At 71.4% G+C, this 17,444-nt stretch carries 16 protein-coding genes; 8 read left to right on the forward strand and 8 right to left on the reverse strand.

Annotation, left to right across the window (positions count from 1 at the left end; translation table 11 throughout):
* Positions 1 to 110 precede the first annotated feature (110 nt).
* From ACZ52C_RS02010 to ACZ52C_RS02030, 5 genes are all read right to left on the reverse strand, one after another.
* Positions 111 to 500: a hypothetical protein gene (locus ACZ52C_RS02010; protein WP_469072949.1), complete on the reverse strand. Its 390-nt coding sequence runs from the start codon at positions 498 to 500 to the stop codon at positions 111 to 113.
* Between the two features lie 86 nt (positions 501 to 586).
* On the reverse strand, positions 587 to 1,150 hold the full coding sequence (locus ACZ52C_RS02015) for a dihydrofolate reductase family protein (RefSeq protein WP_469072950.1): 564 nt from the start codon (positions 1,148 to 1,150) through the stop codon (positions 587 to 589).
* A gap of 58 nt (positions 1,151 to 1,208) precedes the next feature.
* On the reverse strand, positions 1,209 to 1,799 hold the full coding sequence (locus ACZ52C_RS02020; RefSeq protein WP_469072951.1) for a DUF4291 domain-containing protein: 591 nt from the start codon (positions 1,797 to 1,799) through the stop codon (positions 1,209 to 1,211).
* A 102-nt stretch (positions 1,800 to 1,901) separates the two neighbouring features.
* Positions 1,902 to 2,345: a VOC family protein gene (locus ACZ52C_RS02025; RefSeq protein ID WP_469072952.1), complete on the reverse strand. Its 444-nt coding sequence runs from the start codon at positions 2,343 to 2,345 to the stop codon at positions 1,902 to 1,904.
* A 192-nt stretch (positions 2,346 to 2,537) separates the two neighbouring features.
* Positions 2,538 to 2,978, reverse strand: coding sequence for a hypothetical protein (locus tag ACZ52C_RS02030; RefSeq protein ID WP_469072953.1), 441 nt, complete (start codon positions 2,976 to 2,978; stop codon positions 2,538 to 2,540).
* A 276-nt stretch (positions 2,979 to 3,254) separates the two neighbouring features.
* Here ACZ52C_RS02030 and ACZ52C_RS02035 point away from each other — a divergent pair, with 276 nt between their 5' ends.
* Positions 3,255 to 6,266, forward strand: a complete 3,012-nt coding sequence (locus ACZ52C_RS02035; RefSeq protein WP_469072954.1) for a bifunctional [glutamine synthetase] adenylyltransferase/[glutamine synthetase]-adenylyl-L-tyrosine phosphorylase — start codon at positions 3,255 to 3,257, stop codon at positions 6,264 to 6,266.
* On the opposite strand, the gene ACZ52C_RS02040 is transcribed toward ACZ52C_RS02035, so the two are convergent.
* Positions 6,217 to 7,221 (reverse strand): DMT family transporter, encoded by a 1,005-nt coding sequence (locus ACZ52C_RS02040; protein WP_469072955.1) that lies wholly within the window; start codon positions 7,219 to 7,221, stop codon positions 6,217 to 6,219. The two genes, ACZ52C_RS02035 and ACZ52C_RS02040, sit on opposite strands and share 50 nt — an antisense overlap.
* 73 nt (positions 7,222 to 7,294) lie before the next feature.
* On the opposite strand from ACZ52C_RS02040, the gene ACZ52C_RS02045 reads away from it, so the two are divergent.
* Positions 7,295 to 8,191 carry a LysR family transcriptional regulator gene (locus tag ACZ52C_RS02045; RefSeq protein ID WP_469072956.1) on the forward strand — a complete coding sequence of 299 codons (897 nt, stop codon included), beginning with the start codon at positions 7,295 to 7,297 and terminating at the stop codon, positions 8,189 to 8,191.
* On the opposite strand, the gene ACZ52C_RS02050 is transcribed toward ACZ52C_RS02045, so the two are convergent.
* Both ACZ52C_RS02050 and ACZ52C_RS02055 read right to left on the reverse strand, forming a co-directional pair.
* On the reverse strand, positions 8,181 to 9,050 hold the full coding sequence (locus tag ACZ52C_RS02050; RefSeq protein ID WP_469072957.1) for a phosphatase PAP2 family protein: 870 nt from the start codon (positions 9,048 to 9,050) through the stop codon (positions 8,181 to 8,183). The genes ACZ52C_RS02045 and ACZ52C_RS02050 overlap by 11 nt on opposite strands.
* 132 nt (positions 9,051 to 9,182) lie before the next feature.
* Positions 9,183 to 10,217: a LacI family DNA-binding transcriptional regulator gene (locus ACZ52C_RS02055; RefSeq protein ID WP_045562851.1), complete on the reverse strand. Its 1,035-nt coding sequence runs from the start codon at positions 10,215 to 10,217 to the stop codon at positions 9,183 to 9,185.
* Between the two features lie 466 nt (positions 10,218 to 10,683).
* Between ACZ52C_RS02055 and ACZ52C_RS02060 the strand changes: the two genes are divergently transcribed.
* From ACZ52C_RS02060 to ACZ52C_RS02085, 6 genes are all read left to right on the forward strand, one after another.
* On the forward strand, positions 10,684 to 11,955 hold the full coding sequence (locus tag ACZ52C_RS02060) for an extracellular solute-binding protein (RefSeq protein WP_469072958.1): 1,272 nt from the start codon (positions 10,684 to 10,686) through the stop codon (positions 11,953 to 11,955).
* 83 nt (positions 11,956 to 12,038) lie between these two features.
* The gene (locus tag ACZ52C_RS02065) at positions 12,039 to 13,043 is read left to right on the forward strand and encodes a carbohydrate ABC transporter permease (protein WP_469072959.1); all 1,005 of its coding nucleotides are present in this window, start codon (positions 12,039 to 12,041) and stop codon (positions 13,041 to 13,043) included.
* A 13-nt stretch (positions 13,044 to 13,056) separates the two neighbouring features.
* Positions 13,057 to 13,965 carry a sugar ABC transporter permease gene (locus ACZ52C_RS02070; protein WP_469072960.1) on the forward strand — a complete coding sequence of 303 codons (909 nt, stop codon included), beginning with the start codon at positions 13,057 to 13,059 and terminating at the stop codon, positions 13,963 to 13,965.
* Positions 13,966 to 14,200: 235 nt separating this feature from the next.
* Positions 14,201 to 15,883, forward strand: a complete 1,683-nt coding sequence (locus ACZ52C_RS02075) for a glycoside hydrolase family 13 protein (protein ID WP_469073410.1) — start codon at positions 14,201 to 14,203, stop codon at positions 15,881 to 15,883.
* A 218-nt stretch (positions 15,884 to 16,101) separates the two neighbouring features.
* Positions 16,102 to 16,320: a hypothetical protein gene (locus ACZ52C_RS02080; protein ID WP_469072961.1), complete on the forward strand. Its 219-nt coding sequence runs from the start codon at positions 16,102 to 16,104 to the stop codon at positions 16,318 to 16,320.
* Between the two features lie 94 nt (positions 16,321 to 16,414).
* Positions 16,415 to 17,398, forward strand: coding sequence for a cyanobactin maturation protease PatG family protein (locus ACZ52C_RS02085; protein WP_469072962.1), 984 nt, complete (start codon positions 16,415 to 16,417; stop codon positions 17,396 to 17,398).
* The last annotated feature ends 46 nt before the right edge of the window (positions 17,399 to 17,444 follow it).

Raw genomic sequence — 17,444 nt, forward strand, 5'->3', positions numbered from 1 at the left:
AGCCCTTTGTGGCGGCGAGTGAACGGGGCCCGCGGTTGTCGACCGCCGGCCCCGTCCCCGTCGCGGCCGCTTCGGACGGGATCGGGCCCACCTCGTGGATTCCCGCAGGCTCACGCGTACCCGTGGTACGCCTTGTGGACGCCGTAGGCCTCGATGAAGCCCTGGATCGCCTCCAGGTCGAAGCCGGGGGACCGCCACTTCGCCTTGTTGCCGTCGAGGTAGCGAAGGTCGACCCACGTGGAGACGGCGGCCGACGAATCAGAACTGGCCACCCGCAGCTTCATCTCGGCCACGTCCTGGAAGACGACGATCTTCAGGGGCTTGCGTTCGCTGATGTACTCGACGGCGCAGTCCGGCGTGATCACCAGCAGCGGGTCCGGATCGTCCGATGTGCCGTGGAAGAAGCCGGACAGCTTGCCCCGCCTCTTGGTGAACACACGCCAGTCGGCCGGCACGGGACCCCGGCGTGCCTGCCACAGAAGGGTGAGCGGATCCGTCATGGCACCTCCGCACGGCAGAGACGTCCCTCCGAAAATTCTCCGCTCGGGGACGGACGCACGCCACTTCGCCCCGTTGCAAGCACTCCCTAGCGGACCACGCGGTGGCGGAGGTAGACGACCTTCGAGGCGAAGGTGCGGGTCTCGACCAGTTCGAGGTCCAGCCGGTGTTCGTGGCGGGGGAAGAAGGGGGTGCCGCCGCCGACCAGCACCGGGTAGACCATGGCCCGGTACTCGTCGATCAGGCCCGCGTCGGACGCCTGGGCGGCGAGCGTCGCGCCGCCGATCGCGATCTCGCCCTCGCCCGGCTCCGCGCGCAACCGCTCGATCTCCTCGGCCGGGCCGCCGGAGGCCAGGCGGGCCCGGCCCTCCACCGCCGACAGCGTCCTGGAGAACACCACCTTCGGCAGCGGGTTCCAGAGCGCGACCCACTCCCGCTCCGCCTCGCCGAGCGCGGGGTCCTGGGCGGCGGTCTCCCAGTACAGCATCGTCTCGTACAGCCGCCGTCCCATCAGGTGGACGCCGACGTCCCGGATCTCGTCGATCCAGAAGCGGAAGATCTCCTCGTCGAACCCCGGCCAGTCGAAATCGCCGTCCGGCCCGACGATGTAGCCGTCCAGGGAGACGTTCATCGAATAGGTCACGCTGCGCATCAGGAGCCTCCTCGGTGACGGATCCGACAGTACGGCCACCGGACGCCGACCGCTCCCCTCACCGGTTCGGGAGGCGGCTCGTCCCGGGGCGCGGAGTGCGGAGGCCGTCCAGCGCCGGGGGCAGCGTGTAGACGCGTTCGGACGGGAACAGGCGCTGGGCCTTCGCGGTCTGCCCGGACCGCACCAGGGCCGCGGCCTTGTGGACCTGAGGGGTGAGGTCCGTGAGGCCGACGACCCACTCGTCGGTGAAGGTGCGGATCAGCCGGCGGCCGATGCCCACCTGGATGCTGTAGTGGTTCAGCGCGGCCCCGCGCGCCGAGCGCTCCGGGTCCCACTGGACGTGGACGTCGGCCCGGGCCACCGCCGCCGGATCCGCCGTCGTCGGCACGGCTCGCGACAGCGCCTCCTCCCACCCCTCACGGGTGATGCGTACCGCGAGCACCCGCTCCTGGCCGGGCTTGCGGGCCCAGTTGCTGCGGTGCATCAGCCACAGGAACGACGGCTTGAGCCACGTCATCCGACGGAACGAGAACGGCTCGACGAAACGGCCGGCCCGCAGCGCCGCGTCGGCGATCGCGGGTGCGTACGCCTGGTACACCACGATCGTGCGGGCGTCGTGGTCGGCGCGGATCTCGTACGGGGGAGCCATGCGCGGCACCCTGTCACCCCCGGGGCGGGAGCCGCGAGCGAATTCCCCGTGGAGCCGCCGCCGTCCCCTCGGCCGCCGCCGTCCCGTCGGACCGCCGTCGGACTACTGCTGTCCCGCCAGGTCGGCCAGGACCTGGTGCAGCGGCTCCGTGACGCGGCGCCGGTACTCCTGGATCGCCCAGCCGTTGCCGTCCGGGTCCTTGAAGTACATGAAGGTGGCGCCGTCGTCGGGGGCGTACTGGACGGGCTCGGAGACGTCGAGGCCGCGTTCGAGGAGTTCGGCGTGGGCGGCCTTGATGTCGGCGACACAGAGCTGAAGGCCCTGGTACGAGCCGGGGGCCGGCTTGGAACCCGGGGCCATGTCCCAGATGGCGTCGCCGAGGGCGATCGAACAGCCGGAGCCCGGGGGAGTCAGCTGGACGATCCGCATGCCCGGCATGACCTCCTGGTCGATGTCGACGTGGAAACCGACCTTGTCCCGGTAGAAGTCCCGGGCCCGGTCGATGTCGCTCACCGGCAGTGGAATCACTTCGAGCGTGTACTGCATCCCTGGTCCTCCAAGTCGCCCTTGACTCTCCGCCTCGGCCGGACCGCCACCGCGTCCGGCCGGACGGCTCTCCCCAACCGAAGCCGAAAACCGTGCCGGGCGCCACCGAGAAGACGAAAGCCCGCCCCGCACCGTGCCGAAACCAGCCGTCGCGTACGTCGAAGAGCCGAGAACCGCCGTACTTCCGGAGGCTCAGTCCCTGTCCACCGTGCCGAGCCGCCGTGCCAGCACGGCCACACCGGCGGGTATCCCGACCAGACAGCCGACGACGAGTCCGATGCCCTGGTCGGCCGCCGGGGGAAGGGCCCAGTTCACCGCCGCGGCCACCGGCAGGGCCACCGCTCCCAGTGTCAGGAACGCGGCGGCGGCCGCGAGCCCGCGCGGCGGTCGTCCCGCGCCGAACAGCTCGACCGCGGGCCCGCACGAGGTCATGGCGACCACCGTGGCGAAGAGACCGGGATCGGGCAGCCACCCGAAGGGCCACCCCACCAGCACGACGAGCCCGGCGAGGACGAGACCGACGGCCTCCAGCAGCAGGGTCGTCACCACCGGCTCCGACGCCATCACCGAACCCCACGAAGGACGCCGCACGGCACCGTCCCCACCGTCCTGCGCGTCCTGTCGACCGGCCACCTCCGCAGGGTAGCCGCGGGCCCGGCGGACGCGACCGGTCCGGATCGGAGTACCGACCCGCGGCGGCGGACCGGAGTACAGACCGCCGGCCCGCCCCGGGCCCCGGGGATCGGCCGACGCCGCCGACGCCGCCGAACCCGCCCCCGCCCCCGGCCGACCGGCGCTTCGGCCAGGCACTGCGGTTAGGCTCGTGCCGTACGACCTTGATCGGCGGAGTCGGGCGATCGGGTGGGCGGACGAGTGGACGAGCGGGCTTGATCCGACGGGAGGCCTGGGATGACGGCGCCGGGGCGCAGGAGCAGCACGTTCTCGCGACTGCTGCGGCACGGTTTCACCGACGCCGGCGCTGCCGAGCGGCTGCTGGAGAGCGAGGAACTGTCCGCCGTACGAGGCGACCCGGTCCTGCTGGACGCGCTCGGGGCGACCGCCGACCCGAACCTCGCGCTGCTGGGCCTCGTCCGGCTGCTGGAGGCGCAGCCGGACCGTACGTCCCGGCGGGCGGTGCTGGACACGTTGATAGCGGCCAAGCCGCTGCGGGACCGGCTGCTGGGGGTGCTCGGCGCGTCCGCCGCGCTCGGTGACCATCTGGCCCGGCACGCGCAGGACTGGCAGGCGCTCGTGACGTACGAGCCGCGGGATCTGCATCCGGGTGTCGAGGAGTTCGAGCGGGGGCTCGCGGAGGCCGACGACCCCGTCTCCCTCCGGGTCGCCTACCGCCGCTGTCTGCTCTCCATCGCCGCCCGTGACGTCTGCGGCACGACGGACGTCGCCCAGACCGCCGCCGAACTGGCCGACCTCGCCACCGCCACCCTGCGCGCCGCCCTCGCGATCGCCCGCGCCGCCGCGCCGGAGGACGCGGCGCTGTGCCGGCTCGCGGTGATCGCGATGGGCAAGTGCGGTGGCCACGAGCTCAATTACGTCTCCGACGTCGACGTCATCTTCGTCGGGGAGACGGCGGACGGGGCCGACGAGCAGAAGGCGATCCGGGCCGCCACCCGGCTCGCCTCGCACATGATGCGGGTCTGCTCCGAGACGACCGTCGAGGGCAGCATCTGGCCGGTCGACGCCAATCTGCGGCCGGAGGGGCGCAACGGCCCGCTCGTTCGGACGCTCAGCAGCCATCTGGCGTACTACCAGCGGTGGGCGAAGACCTGGGAGTTCCAGGCGCTGCTCAAGGCCCGGCCGGTGGCGGGGGACCTGGAACTGGGCGAGGCGTACGTCGCCGCGCTCGAACCGCTCGTGTGGAAGGCCGCCGAGCGGGAGAACTTCGTCACCGACGTGCAGCGCATGCGCCGCCGGGTCGTCGAGAACATCCCCGCCGCCGAGGTCGACCGTCAGCTCAAGCTCGGTCCGGGCGGGCTGCGGGACGTCGAGTTCGCCGTCCAGATGCTCCAGCTCGTGCACGGACGCGCCGACACGTCGCTGCGCAGCGGGACCACCCTCGACGCGCTGGGCGCGCTGGCCGCCGGCGGGTACGTGGGCCGGGCGGACGCGGCCCAGCTCGACGCCGCCTACCGCTTCCTGCGGTCCATGGAGCACCGCATCCAGCTCTACCGGCTGCGCCGCACCCACCTCGTCCCCGAGGGCGAGGACGACCTGCGGCGCATCGGCCGTTCGCTCGGCCTGCGCACCGACCCGATCGCCGAGCTGAACCGAGAGTGGCGGCGCCACGCGGCCGTCGTACGACGACTGCACGAGAAGCTCTTCTACCGTCCGCTCCTCGACGCCGTCGCCCAACTCGCCCCGGGGGAGACCCGGTTGAGCGCGGACGCGGCCCGCGAACGCCTCGTCGCCCTCGGCTACGCCGACCCCGCCGCGGCCCTGCGCCACCTGGAGGCCCTGGCCTCCGGTGTCTCCCGCAAGGCCGCGATCCAACGCACGCTGCTGCCCGTCCTGTTGGGCTGGTTCGCCGACTCCGCCGACCCGGACGCGGGTCTGCTGGGCTTCCGCAAGGTCTCCGACGCCCTCGGCCGAACGCCCTGGTATCTCCGGCTGCTGCGCGACGAGGGCGCGGCGGCGGAGAACCTGGCCCGGGTGCTCTCCGCGGGGCGCCTGGCCCCCGACCTCCTCATGCGCGCTCCCGAGGCGGTCTCCCTCCTCGGCGACGGGGACGGTGTCGCCGGGGGCGCGGGCGGTCTCGAACCCCGTGGACGCGTCCTGCTGGAACAGGAGATCCTCGCCGCCGTGGGCCGGGCCGACGGCGCCCAGCAGGGTGTCACGGCCGCGCGTGGCGTGCGCCGCCGGGAGCTGTTCCGTACGGCCGCCCTGGACATCGTCGGCTCCTACGGCACCGAGGCGTCCCCCGTGACCGCCGACCAGGGTGCCCTGGTGGATCTCGTCGGCGGCGCGGTCTCCGACCTCACGGCCGCGACCCTCGCGGGCACCCTGCGGGCCGTGGTCCGCGAGGGCTGGGGCGAGGCCCTCCCCACCCGCTTCGCGGTGATCGGCATGGGCCGCTTCGGCGGCCACGAACTGGGCTACGGCTCCGACGCCGACGTGCTGTTCGTCCACGAACCCCGGGAGGGCGCCGACGAACAAGAGGCGGCCCGCGCCGCGAACGCGGTCGTCTCCGAGATGCGCCGGCTGCTCCAGGCGCCGAGCGCCGACCCGCCCCTCCTCATCGACGCGGACCTGCGACCCGAGGGCAAGACCGGCCCGCTCGTACGGACGCTGAAGTCGTACGAGGCCTACTACCGCCGGTGGTCGCTGGTGTGGGAGTCGCAGGCCCTGCTGCGCGCCGAACCGGTCGCGGGGGACATGGAGCTGGGCCGCCGCTTCGTCGACCTCGTCGATCCGCTGCGCTACCCGGCGGACGGGCTCGGTGACGACGCGGTGCGCGAGATCCGGCGCATCAAGGCCCGTATGGAGTCGGAGCGGTTGCCGCGCGGTGCCGATCCGACGCTGCACACCAAGCTCGGCCGCGGCGGCCTCTCCGACGTCGAGTGGACCGTCCAGCTCCTCCAGCTCCAGCACGGCCACCGCGAGCCGGACCTGCGCACGACCCGCACCCGCGAGGCGCTGGCCGCCGCCCGCGAGGCCGGCCTGGTGAGCGCCGAGGACGCGGCCACCCTGGACGAGGCCTGGGTGCTGGCCACCCGCGTCCGCAACGCCGTGATGCTCGTCCGGGGCCGCGCGGGCGACACCTTCCCCTCCCACGGCCGCGAACTCGCCGCCGTCGGCCGGTACCTGGGGTACGGCCCGGGGCATGTGGGCGACATGCTCGACGACTACCGCCGGATCACCCGACGGGCTCGGGGCGTGGTGGAGGAGTTGTTCTACGGGGGGTGAGGTCGGCACCCTCGTCCCCGGCGGTGAGGTCGGCACCCTCACCGCCGGCGGGCCCGGCGGCTCGGCGCGGCCTGGTCAGGGCCACCCCCGCCAGGACCACCGCCATCCCCACGATCACCCGGGTGCCCACCCGCTCGTCGAGGAACAGCGCCCCCAGCGCGACCGACACCACGGGCAGCAGATAGCCGACCGTCGCCGCGCTCGTCGCTCCCTCGTCCGCGATCAGGCGGTAGTTGAGGTAGAAGGTGATCCCCGTCCCGAAGATCCCCAGGACGGCCACCGCGAGCAGGGCGGTCGGATCCGCCCCGGACGCACCGGCGGCCCCCGCGGGCCGGGCGTCCGCCGCCCACCCCGTCGTCGCCCACCCGGCCGCCGCCCACCCCGTCGCCGTCAGCAGCTGCGCGGCGGAGACGGCGAGCGGCGCGTCGCGGCCCGTCAGATGGCGGCCCATGTACGCGAAGGCCACCGCGTAGCTGACGGCCGCCCCGAGCAGGGCGAGCGCGCCCCCGGTCATCAGACCCGCCTGCTGCCAGGGCGCGAAGATCAGCAGGACGCCGGTGAAACCGAGGAGGAGACCGGCGACGCGGGCGGGGGAGAGGGGCCGGTCGGTCCCGAGGACGAGGCCGAGGAGCAGGGCCCACAGCGGGGTCGTCGCGTTGAGGACACCCGCCGTGCCGGAGTCGACGGTCTGCTCGCCGATGCCGAAGAGCGCGAACGGCAGGGCGTTGCAGAAGAAGGCGGCGACCAGTAGATGGGCCCAGGTCCGGCGGTCGCGCGGCAGACGCTGGCGGGCGGCCAGGGCGAGGGCCAGCAGGACCGCCGCGCCCAGCGCGCAGCGCGCGACCGTGATCTGGAGCGGGGACATGCCGTGGTCGAGGGCGAGCTTGATCCAGAGGAAGCCCGAGCCCCAGAGCAGAGCGAGGAGGGCCATACGGAGCGTGGACGCGAGAGGCATGTGCTCCACGGTCGGGCACCGAGACACATAAGGACAAGCGAAGAATGGTGCGGACACCTTTAAGCTGAGCTACATGATGGATGTGCGGCGGATGCAGGTGCTCAGGACCGTGGTGACCAGTGGCTCGGTGACGGCCGCGGCGAGCGCCCTCGGCTACACCCCGTCCGCGATCAGCCAGCAGATCGCCGCCCTGGAGAAGGAGACCGGGATCGCCCTGCTGGAGCGGGTCGGGCGGGGGGTGCGGCCCACGGAGGCCGGGCTGGTGCTCACCGAGTACGCGGGGGCGATCGGGCGGCAGGTCGCCGAGGCGGAGGCCGCCCTGGCCGATCTGCGGACCGGGCGCACGGGGCGACTGGCCGTGCGGTACTTCGCCACGGCCGGGGCCTCCCTGGTGGCCCCCGCCGTCGCTCGGCTGCGCGCCGAGCACCCCGGCGTCCGTGTCGAACTGAAGCTCATCGACCCCGACGACCCGCTCCCGGCGGTCCGGGAGGGGCGGGCCGACCTCGCGCTCGTCGTACGGCCGCGCGGCGCCGACCCCGACGGCGTACGGCTGCTGCACCTGCTCGACGACACCTACGCCGCCGTCCTGCCCGCCGCGCACCCCCTCGCCGACCGGCCGGAGCTGGCCCTGTCCGACCTCGCCGACGAGCCGTGGGTGGGCAGCGAATGGCCGGGGCCGTGCCTGGACGCCCAGCTGGAGGCGTGCGCCGAGGCCGGCTTCCGGCCCCGCTTCGTGGTGGAGAGCGAGGACTACGCGACCGCCCAGGGCTTCGTGGCAGCGGGGCTCGGCGTCGGTCTCATCCCCCGGCTCGGCCTCGGCAGCACCCACCCGGACGTGGTCGTTCGCCGTTTCACGGGCCCGGAACCCCTGCGTTCCATCCACGCGGCCGTACGCGGGACGGCTCCCCCGCAGCCCGCCCTGCGCACGTTCGTCAGGGCCCTCAGGGAAGCCGCCGGCGCTACGCCTTGACCGGTGCCGGGTCCGGTTCCGGTTCCCGGATGCCCCCCGTCACCTGGCGGGGCAGCGCGTACGGCAGGGCGCCGTACCAGATCCGGGCCACGGCGAAGCCGAAGGCCAGGCAGAGCATGCCGCCGACCGCGTCCAGCCAGAAGTGGTTGGCGGTGGCGACGATGACCACGAGCGTCAGCGTGGGATAGAGCAGGCCCAGCACCCGCACCCATGGCACCGACGCCAGCGCGAAGATCGTGAGCCCGCACCACAGCGACCACCCGATGTGCATGGACGGCATCGCCGCGTACTGGTTCGACATGTTCTTCAGGTCGCCCGAGGCCATGGAGCCCCAGGTCTGATGGACGACGACGGTGTCGATGAAGCTCTCGCCGGTCATCAGGCGGGGCGGGGCCAGCGGATAGAAGTAGTAGCCGACCAGGGCCACGGCGGTGGTGGCGAAGAGGACCAGACGCGTCGCCGCGTAACGCCCCGGATGACTACGGTAGATCCACACGAGGACACCGAGCGTGACGATGAAGTGCAGGGTCGCGTAGTAGTAGTTCATGCCGACGATCAGCCACGTCACCGAGTTCACGGAGTGATTGATCGTCTCCTCGACCGCGATCCCGAGGTGGTGCTCCATCCTCCAGATCCAGTCGGCGTTCTCCAGCGCCTGCGTCCTCTGCTCGGGGACCGCGTTGCGGATCAGGGAGTACGTCCAGTAACTCACCGCGATCAGCAGGATCTCGAACCAGATACGAGGCCTACGGGGAACCCTCAGCCGGTGCAGGAGCCTCTGCTCCGGCGCGTCCGTGACGGACCGCGGAGCGGCCTGCTCCCGGCCTTCCTCCAGTGTCGTCACGGTCGTTTCACCCATGGGCACAGAGTCTGCCAGAAATCCGGTACCCCACCGATCATCCTCTGGTCGGGTTCATCACGCACGTTCGTCGGGGTAGTGCCGAGAGCCCTCTCCTCCGTACGTACCGCATCGTCCCCCCATGTCTCCGTCTCAGGTACGAGACCGGTCCCCGGGCGCCGAGGCGGTCGACCCCCGCACCACCAGTTCCGGCATGAACACGAACTCGCTGTGCGGTGCCGGAGTCCCACCGATCTCCTCCAGCAGCGTACGCACCGCCGCCTGTCCCATCGCCGGGACCGGCTTGCGGACGGTCGTCAGCGGCGGGTCGGTGAAGGCGATCAGCGGGGAGTCGTCGAAGCCGACGACCGAGACGTCGTCCGGGACCTCCAGTCCCCGCTGCCGGGCCGCCCGGATGGCACCCAGCGCCATCATGTCGCTGGCGCACACCACCGCCGTGCAGTCCCGGTCGATGAGTGCCATGGCCGCCGCCTGGCCGCCCTCCAGGGTGTAGAGGGAGTGCTGGACGAGTTCGGACTCCACGGTCGCGGCCGCCAGCCCCAGCTGGTCCTGCATCGTGCGGACGAAGCCCTCGATCTTGCGCTGCACCGGCACGAAGCGCTTCGGGCCCAGCGCCAGACCTATCCGGGTGTGCCCCAGCGACACCAGATGCGTCACCGCCAGGGACATCGCCGCCCGGTCGTCCGGCGAGATGAAGGGGGCCTGCACCTTCGGCGAGAAACCGTCGACGAGGACGAACGGCACGCCCTGGGCCCGCAGTTGCTCGTAACGCTGCATGTCGGCCGAGGTGTCGGCGTGCAGACCGGAGACGAAGATGATGCCGGCGACCCCCCGGTCGACGAGCATCTCCGTCAGCTCGTCCTCCGTGGATCCGCCGGGGGTCTGGGTGGCGAGCACCGGGGTGTACCCCTGCCGGGTCAGCGCCTGGCCGATGACCTGCGCCAGGGCCGGGAATATGGGGTTCTCCAGCTCCGGGGTTATGAGGCCCACCAGGCCGGCGCTGCGCTGCCGCAGCCGGACCGGCCGCTCGTAGCCCAGCACGTCGAGGGCGGCCAGAACGGACTGGCGAGTGGTCGCGGCGACGCCCGGCTTCCCGTTCAGGACGCGGCTGACAGTCGCCTCGCTGACCCCCGCCTGGGCTGCGATGTCGGCAAGCCGTGTGGTCACAGCACTGGACTGTACCGGCCGGACCTGCGCTTGCCCACCGGCCCGGCGTCGCGGGCGGGCGGGGATGCGGCCCACCGCGGGCTGCTGCGTCATCGCGGTCCCTCGTGATTCTGGTCGGTGTCCGTGGAGGCGCCCCGCGTGCGCAAGGGATGACCTTCGCAAGGCGCTGACAGGGTGATGATGGCCGCCCCTGCCGGTGGTGGCAAGAGCTTGCAGAGTCTTGCACAGCCTCGTGAACCCCCGCTGAGCGGCCCTGATATCAGGTTTCGGCCAAGTCGAGCACAGGTCACGGGCCGGTAACCATCCCCCACCGTTGCAATTTTTTGCAGCAAGGTCTTTCGTCGCGCTTACAACGCTGTTACGTTCGGCCTCGCCCGGCGGCGGCGATGGCGCGGCCGGAACTCGGCAGGAGCGGCGGACGGGGCCCTCCGCCCAGCACACGGGCTTTCACCCTCAAGGAGATCTCATGCGGCGTGGCATAGCGGCCACCGCGCTGGTGGCGTCGATCGCCCTCGCGGCGACGGCCTGCGGCGGAAGTGACAGCGGCGACTCGGCCGACGGTCCGGTCACCATCACCTGGTGGGACACCTCCAACGCCACCAACGAGGCGCCGACGTACAAGGCCCTGGTCAAGGAGTTCGAGGCCGCCAACAAGGACATCAAGGTCAAGTACGTCAACGTGCCGTTCGACCAGGCGCAGAACAAGTTCGACACCGCCGCCGGTGCCACGGGCGCCCCGGACATCCTGCGCTCCGAGGTCGGCTGGACCCCCGCCTTCGCCAAGAAGGGCTTCTTCCTGCCGCTGGACGGCACCGAGGCCCTGAAGGACCAGGACAAGTTCCAGCCCAACCTGATCAAGCAGGCCCAGTACGACGGCAAGACCTACGGCGTCCCGTTCGTCACCGACACCCTCGCGCTCGTCTACAACAAGGCGCTCTTCGAGAAGGCCGGCATCACCGAGGCCCCCAAGAGCTGGGACGACCTGAAGAAGGCCGCCGCCACCGTCAAGGACAAGACCGGCGTCGACGGCTACTGGGGCTCCACCCAGGCCTACTACGCCCAGTCCTTCCTCCACGGCGAGGGCACCGACACCGTCGACGTCGCGCAGAAGAAGATCACCGTGAACTCCGCCGAGGCCAAGAAGGCGTACGGCACCTGGCTGGACCTCTTCGACGGCAAGGGCCTGCACAAGGCGGACACCACCGCCGACGCCTACGCCCACATCCAGGACGCCTTCGTCAACGGCAAGGTCGCCTCGATCGTCCAGGGGCCGTGGGAGATCACCAACTTCTACAAGGGCTCGGCGTTCAAGGACAAGGCCAACCTGGGCATCGCCACCGTCCCGGCCGGTTCCACCGGCAAGGCGGGCGCCCCGACCGGCGGCCACAACCTCTCCGTGTACGCCGGCTCGGACAAGGCGCACCAGGAGGCGTCGCTGAAGTTCGTCGACTTCATGACCTCGGCGAAGTCCCAGGAGACCATCGCCCTGAAGAACTCCACGCTGCCCACGCGCGACGACGCCTACACCGCCGAGGTGAAGGCCGACCCGGGCATCGCCGGCTACCAGACCGTCCTCGCCGCCGCCCAGCCGCGCCCCGAGCTGCCCGAGTACAGCTCGCTGTGGGGCCCGCTCGACACCGAGCTGCTCGCGATCGCCGGCGGCAAGGAGTCCCTGGACAAGGGCCTCGGCAACGCGGAGACCGCGATCGCCAAGCTGGTCCCGGACTACAGCAAGTGATGCCGTGGGCCGGGCCGCCGAGCGGCCCGGCCCCCGCAGGCCCGCCCCCGATCTTCCCGTGATCTTCCAGAAGGTGTCGAACGATGACAGTCGCCATCGACCGAGCGACCGGCAAGCGCCGAGGTGAACCGGGCGGGCGCCCGGGCCCGCTGTCGCGTCTGAGGCAGTCGTACCAGCGGTACTGGTACGCGTACGCGATGATCGCCCCCGTGGTCGTCGTGCTCGGCGTCCTGGTGCTGTATCCGCTGGCGCGCGGCCTCTACCTCACCCTCACCGACGCCAACAGCCTCAACTCGGCGCGCACGATCGGCGCCAACCACATCGAGGCGACCTACGAGTTCATCGGCTTCGACAACTACGCCGACATCCTGTGGGGCCCGACGTCGTACGACCGCTTCTGGTCGCACTTCATCTGGACGATCGTCTGGACGGCGCTCTGCGTCGCCCTGCACTACGTCATCGGACTCGGCCTCGCGCTGCTGCTCAACCAGAAGCTGCGCGGCCGCACCTTCTACCGGCTGATCCTGGTCCTGCCGTGGGCCGTGCCCACCTTCGTCACCGTGTTCGGCTGGCGGTTCATGCTCGCCGACGGCGGTGTGATCAACGCAGGCCTCGACGCACTGCACCTGCCGACCCCGCTGTGGCTGGAGGACACCTTCTGGCAGCGGTTCGCCGCGATCATGGTCAACACCTGGTGCGGCGTGCCGTTCATGATGGTCTCGCTGCTCGGCGGGCTGCAGTCCATCGACTCCTCGCTCTACGAGGCGGCGGAGATGGACGGCGCGAGCCCCTGGCAGCGCTTCCGCTACGTCACGCTGCCGGGCCTGCGCTCGGTCAGCTCCACCGTCGTCCTCCTCGGCGTGATCTGGACGTTCAACCAGTTCGCCGTCATCTTCCTGCTGTTCGGCGACACCGCGCCCGAGGCGCAGATCCTCGTGACCTGGGCCTACTACCTCGGCTTCGGGCAGCAGCCGCGTGACTTCGCGCAGTCGGCGGCCTACGGCATCCTGCTGCTGGCCATCCTGATCGTCTTCACCTCCGTCTACCGCCGCTGGCTGAACCGCGATGAGCAGCAGCTCGCGATCTGAGGCAGGAGCCCCCATGAGTACGACCACCGTTGAGACCAAGGCTCCGGCGGACGCGACGCCGACAACCGCCGCCCCGCGCAGGACCCGCAGGCGCGGCGAGAACAGCCTCGCCGGCTCTCTCGCCGCGCACACGATCCTCGTCGTGGCGAGCCTGGCCGCCCTCTTCCCCATCGCCTGGCTGGTCTTCCTGTCCCTCGGACCGGACAAGGACGATTACCTGCATCCTGGGCGCATCTTCGGCAAAATGACCTTTGCCAACTACTCGCACGTGCTCCAGGAGACACCGTTCTTCGACTGGCTGGTCAGCACCCTCGTCGTCTCGCTCGGCACCACCGTCATCGGGGTCCTGATCGCGGCGACCACCGGTTACGCCGTCTCCCGCATGCGCTTCCCGGGCTACCGGAAGTTCATGTGGGTGCTTCTGGTCACGCAGATGTTCCCCGTGGCCGTCCTGATGGTGCCGATGTACGAGATCCTCTCGGAACTGCGGCTCGTCGACAGCTACCTCGGCCTCGTCCTCGTCTACTGCTCGACGGCCGTGCCGTACTGCGCCTGGCTGCTCAAGGGCTACTTCGACACGATCCCCTTCGAGATCGACGAGGCGGGCCGCGTGGACGGACTCTCCCCCTTCGGCACCTTCGCCCGGTTGATCCTGCCGCTGGCCAAGCCGGGTCTCGCGGTCGCCGCGTTCTACAGCTTCATCACCGCGTTCGGGGAGGTCGCCTTCGCCTCGACGTTCATGCTGTCCGACACGAAGTACACCTTCGCCGTCGGTCTGCAGAGCTTCGTCAGCGAGCACGACGCCCAGCGCAACCTGATGGCGGCCACCGCCGTGCTGGTCGCGATCCCCGTCTCCGCGTTCTTCTACCTGGTGCAGAAGAACCTGGTGACCGGACTGACCGCGGGCGGCACGAAGGGCTGACCGCCCGGCCGGGCCGCGAGATGGCGTCGGCGTCGGCCGTCTGCTGTCCGCGGCTCCGGTGGGGCTTCTCGCGCAGTTCCCCGCGCCCCTACAGGGGCGCCCAAAGACCCGAGGCGGTCGCGGTGGCCATCCGACCCCGCTGCCACCGCGACCGCCTCGCCGGAACGCCGGTACCCCGGCACCGCAGATCCCAAGACCTTCTGACCACATGACCCCGTTACGCACCAAGGACGCCATGAGCCAGCAGCACTCCGCAGCCGACCCGGCCCCGACCTCTGCCCGCGCCACCACCCCGCGCAGCGACTGGTGGCGCGACGCGGTGATCTACCAGGTCTATCCGCGCAGCTTCGCCGACAGCAACGGCGACGGCATGGGCGACCTGGAGGGCGTGCGGTCCCGACTCCCGTACCTGCGCGACCTCGGCATCGACGCCGTGTGGCTCAGCCCCTTCTACGCCTCCCCGCAGGCCGACGCCGGGTACGACGTCGCCGACTACCGCGCGGTGGATCCGATGTTCGGGTCGCTCCTGGACGCGGACGCCCTGATCCGCGACGCCCACGAGCTGGGCCTGCGCATCATCGTCGACCTGGTCCCCAACCACTCCTCCGACCAGCACGAGTGGTTCAGGCGGGCGGTGGCGGAGGGTCCCGGTTCACCGCTGCGCGAGCGCTACCACTTCCGCCCCGGCAAGGGAGCGAGCGGTGAACTCCCGCCGAACGACTGGGAGTCCATCTTCGGTGGGCCGGCATGGACGCGGGTCACGGAACCGGACGGCACCCCGGGCGAGTGGTACCTGCACCTCTTCGCCCCGGAGCAGCCCGACTTCAACTGGGAGCACCCGGCGGTCGGCGACGAGTTCCGCTCCATCCTCCGCTTCTGGCTGGACATCGGCGTCGACGGCTTCCGTATCGACGTCGCCCACGGCCTGGTCAAGGCGGACGGCCTGCCCGACCTCGGCGCCCACGACCAGCTGAAACTGCTGGGCAACGATGTCATGCCCTTCTTCGACCAGGACGGCGTCCACGCGATCTACCGCGAATGGCGCCTGGTGCTGGACGAATACGCGGGGGACCGCATCTTCGTCGCGGAGGCATGGACGCCGACGGTCGAACGCACCGCGAACTACGTCCGCCCCGACGAGCTGCACCAGGCCTTCAACTTCCAGTATCTGAGCACGAGTTGGGACGCGGCGGAGCTGAAGGCCGTCATCGACCGCACCCTGGACGCGATGCGCCCGGTCAACGCCCCCGCGACGTGGGTGCTGTCGAACCACGACGTGACCAGGCACGCGACGCGCTTCGCCAACGAACCGGGCCTCGGCACGCAGATCCGCCTCGCGGGCGACCGCGCCCTGGGGCTGCGCCGCGCCCGCGCCGCCTCGCTGCTGATGCTGGCGCTGCCCGGCTCGGCCTACGTCTACCAGGGCGAGGAACTCGGCCTCCCCGACGTCGTCGACCTCCCGGACGAGGTCCGCCAGGACCCCGCGTACTTCCGGGGCGCCGGCCAGGACGGCTTCCGCGACGGCTGCCGGGTGCCGATCCCGTGGACCCGCGCCGGTTCGTCGTACGGCTTCGGCTCCGGCGGCTCCTGGCTGCCGCAGCCCGCCGACTGGGCCGAGCTGAGCGTGGAGGCCCAGACGGGCGTCGCGGACTCGACCCTGGAGCTGTACCGCACGGCCCTGTCCGTCCGCCGCGAACAGCGCGCCCTCGGCGCGGGCGACTCGGTGGAGTGGCTGAAGGCCCCCGCCGGCGTCCTGGCCTTCCGCCGGGGAGACGTCGTGTGCGTCGCCAACACCACGAGCGAGGCGGTACGGATCCCCGCGTACGGTCGCGTCCTGGTCGCCAGCGGCGAACTGACGGTGGCCGACGACGAGGCGAAGCTGCCGGGGGACACGACCGTGTGGTGGACGACCGGCTGACCTTCCGTGAGCGGCGGCAGCGAGGCCGCCGCGGTCGACCTTCAGGGCCCGCCACCCCAGCCCGGGGTGGCGGGCCCTGCCGCGTCCGCCGTGGGCGGGGCGGCGCCGGGGCTGTCCGGTCGAGGTGCGTCCCAGGAACCGCAGGAGGACAGTGGAAGGGGGGTGGGGACGTGTCGGGGGCGCCGAGTGAGATCGGTCAACACCGGGATGTGAGCTAGATGGTTGACGGCGCAACGAGCGGCCGGGAGTCCCGTCACGGCAAGTCCCGCCACCGCGTCCGTATCCCCGGCTTCGCCCACGACGACGCGGAGATCGGACTGGGCGACGCGGTCGCCCGGGTGACCACCGCGATGGGGATCCGGCCCTGCGGCGGCTGTGGCCGCCGGGCCGAGGCGTTGAACCAGTGGATGACGATCGGTGGCGGGCGCGAACGCTGAGCAGCGCGCACGGCGCGTGCACGACCAGGCGGCCCGGTGCGCGACCGCTCCGGACCGGGAGTCCTACAGAGCCCGCGTGAGGAGTGACCGACCCATGGACCCCGAGATCACAGACGGCGCCACAGACGCGAGCCCTCCGCCGGACACCGGCACCGGGACACGGACCGTGCCCGCCGCGCCCCCCGCGTCGTTCGATCCGGACCCCCACCCGCTGCCCGTCGAGTCCGGCGTCACACAGGCCTGTTGCGGGTGCGCCGGGTCCGGCTCCCACGACGGCGGCGGAGCGGGGCACGGCGCGGACACCACCCCCGGCTACGTGTATGTCCTCGGCCAGGTGCGCGCCGTCTTTCCCGATCTCTCAGTCCAGCACGAGTTCTTGCAGGCGGCCGGCGCCGGAGGAGCCCGTGACGCCAGTGACGCCGACGCCGTCCACCGCGTCCTGTCCGCACCCGAGAACCGCTACCTGGCCCGGCAGATGTGTTACGTCCTGTCCGTGCAGGGAGTCGACACCTACGTCCTGGAACCCGTGGACCCGGCCGACCTGGACGACCTCGTGGAGGCCCTGCGCCCGGTCCGGGACTACCGCGACCTCGCCGTAGTCGTCGGCACCCTCGGCCCCCTTCTGCCGCCGGGCGCCTGTCAGGGACTCTCCGTGCCGGTCGTCCATGTCGAGAAGATCTGGGCCTTCGACAGCCGGGAGCTGATCGAGGCGATCGACCGCCCCGCGGACACCTCCCGCAAGGGGTTCGAGAAGACCGCCAGGGAGGTCCTCGACCGGGTGCTCCAGCTCAACAACAACGCGGGCCTCGACCCGGCCCACCGGGCTCTCAACTACCTGACGGTGCGGGAGCAGGAGATCTACCGCAAGACCAGTGAGATGCGCTCCGAGGGCTTCGTCCTGTCCGCGGTGGAGGCGGACTTCTCCCGGCTCAGCGTGGGGTCGCAGACCGTCATCACGGTCGTCTTCTCGTACACCCACCGCCAGACCAACGTCACCGAGAAGTGGTTCGTCCGCGTGGGTCTCGCGGGGCTCTTCCCCTTCCGGGTGACCCCCATCCAGCGCTACTACACCCGGTGAGCGACACAAGGACACGAGAGAGACAAGAGAGGAAAGAGGCGAAGGG

The organism is Streptomyces sp. NPDC034049, from assembly GCF_055575575.1.